Consider the following 2,187-nt stretch of genomic DNA (forward strand, 5'->3'; position numbering starts at 1 on the left):
CATCAGCGCCACACCTTTCCAATCTTTGAGGTTGTCCATGATGTCAGCAGTACCCCTACCATGCTTGTTTTTCGTATTAACCATGAAGATTGGAATGCCTGTCGCCACTGAACGATATTGAATCAAGTAATGATTTACCGTCTTATGCTTCTCGCAGTCCAATATCGGGAATGGAGAACCATCTGCGCCAAGCAGCAAACTGGACATTACTCGATCCTTCTGCAGATTGTAGAGAGGTTCTATCTTGTCGCATACACCCTGATGCCAGTCATCGACTGTTGAAGGAGCGAGTATCAAGCCATCCTGTTTCATCTTCTTTATCTGCCGGTTAAACGGCTGATGAAGGACATACTTATTACACTCTAACTGCGCCAATAACTCAGCAGACGCATAACTCTTCCAAAATACGTCCTCATAACAAGGAGACTGCAAGAGCTTCTGCATTGGATCATCCTTGCGACGAACTACAGGACGACGATATGGCTGAACAAAGTAGCGTACTTTGGCTGGCACGATAAACTCCTGCACCTTGCCTTGGTAAACAATTACATATTCATCTTCATGTCCTATATAGCCTTCAGGCCAAAGTACCTTTTCCTCCAAACGAGGCATATCCTCAGGTATAGGATTTCGCCCATGCCCCTTCTGTTCCTTCTGGCTATTCAAAAGCTTCTTTATAGCCTTGCGCTTGCGATATTCCTCACAGAATTCACGGCACTCTTGGTAACGTTTCTTTTCCTCATCAGTGAACTCAACTGATGCCATTACCTTATCATAGATGGTATCACGTTCTTCCTTACTAAAGACTACCCGCTCACGCTTTTGAGTAAATATCATTCTGACAAGAGAGGCTATCTGCTCGGTCTTAGATTTGCTTTTAGCTTCAACCTTGGCCAGTTTATCCTTGATTTCATCCGTCAAAGACTCATGCGCTTTCTTTGCCGCAAGCTGATACTTCTGCAACAGTTCCTGACCTTTGGAAGAATCCTTGTCACCAAGGGCGATGAACGCCTGCATGAACATGTCAAACATATCAGCCAAACGATTCAGCGCAGTTTTCTCGAAACGGGTTTTAGCTGCAGACATCTGCTGGCGAACCTGTTCACTTACATTTTGGGCGATTGTCTCCGCTTTCTTATCTACATCAGACTCACGCTTATCCAAAGCCTTATTACGTTCCTCCAATTCCTTGGTCTTATCTGCTAATTGAGCTTCCAACTCTTTTCTGATACGTTCTTCTGCTTCAGCAACACGGCGAGCCACCTCCTCGTCAATCAAGTCTTGACGAGTGATGCGCTCCACCTGCAGGTCATGCTCTGCATGCGCTGCCCGATCATTGGCATCGGACAACTGGTCTACGGCATTGGCATATTTCTCTGCCAAAGACGTACTTTTCCCTGTATTTTGTTGCTGTTCAAACATATCGTTTACCTTATTGTTTACCATACAAAGGTACTAAAAATTATTGAGAAAAACGAATATTTTGATTGATATTTACGCCTAAATATCAGCTATTTACGTTAATAAAAACTAATAGAAAAACTAGCTCTCCGATGGTATTTCTTCATACCATTTTTCACCCAGAATCAAGAGGGTAAATTCATCTGGGGTTAATGTTGTTGTACGATTATCATCATTAAAATGAGGCATTTGGAAACGCCCCTCGCTCAACTTTCTTACATAAAGAGTCAGTCCATCGCTCTCACGATGCAAGACCTTAGCAGTCTTGCGAGTCTTACCTATAAATATAAAGGCTTCATCTTGGGTGAGGTAACGGCCGAACTCCTCATTCACGATTCCTTGGAGTCCTTGAAACTGCTTGCGCATGTCGACTGGCTCCATGCACAAGTAGTACTTCAGGTCATCCGTCAACTGACAAACTCTAGCCATAAGCCTACACTGTTATACTAATGTAGGCTCGAAGCTGTTCGATACTGATGTCAGCAGGGAGAATTAGTGTCACACCATTGGGATAGCTTAATTTTAAATAAGGATTGCGACGGTTGCGAACTTTTGCAGACTCACGCATCTCCTTCGCCTCATTGTCGCCGATTACAACCTCGGCGAACTTTGGCTTGCTGTTTAATTGTTTCTTGCCTTGCACCATAATTTGAAAAATTTAAAATCATGGTGCAAAGGTACGAAACTTTATCTAGGCGCACAATACGGCTTTCACCGAATAGTTAC

At 43.6% G+C, this 2,187-nt stretch carries 3 protein-coding genes; all 3 read right to left on the reverse strand.

Annotated features, from left to right (window positions below):
- Window positions 1-1,446, reverse strand: a 1,446-nt coding sequence (locus ACTQ53_RS17335; protein WP_441934546.1) for an IS66 family transposase, incomplete at its 3' end; no start/stop codon positions are given.
- Window positions 1,447-1,542: 96 nt separating this feature from the next.
- Entirely contained in the window at window positions 1,543-1,890 is a 348-nt protein-coding gene (gene tnpB / locus ACTQ53_RS17340; RefSeq protein WP_153093909.1) for an IS66 family insertion sequence element accessory protein TnpB, read from the reverse strand.
- Between the two features lie 4 nt (window positions 1,891-1,894).
- Window positions 1,895-2,107, reverse strand: coding sequence for a hypothetical protein (locus ACTQ53_RS17345; RefSeq protein ID WP_117587426.1), 213 nt, complete (start codon window positions 2,105-2,107; stop codon window positions 1,895-1,897).
- Window positions 2,108-2,187 lie beyond the last annotated feature (80 nt).

Origin of the sequence: Prevotella sp. Sow4_E9_plate (genome assembly GCF_052116205.1) — a bacterium.
Lineage (GTDB): Bacteria > Bacteroidota > Bacteroidia > Bacteroidales > Bacteroidaceae > Prevotella.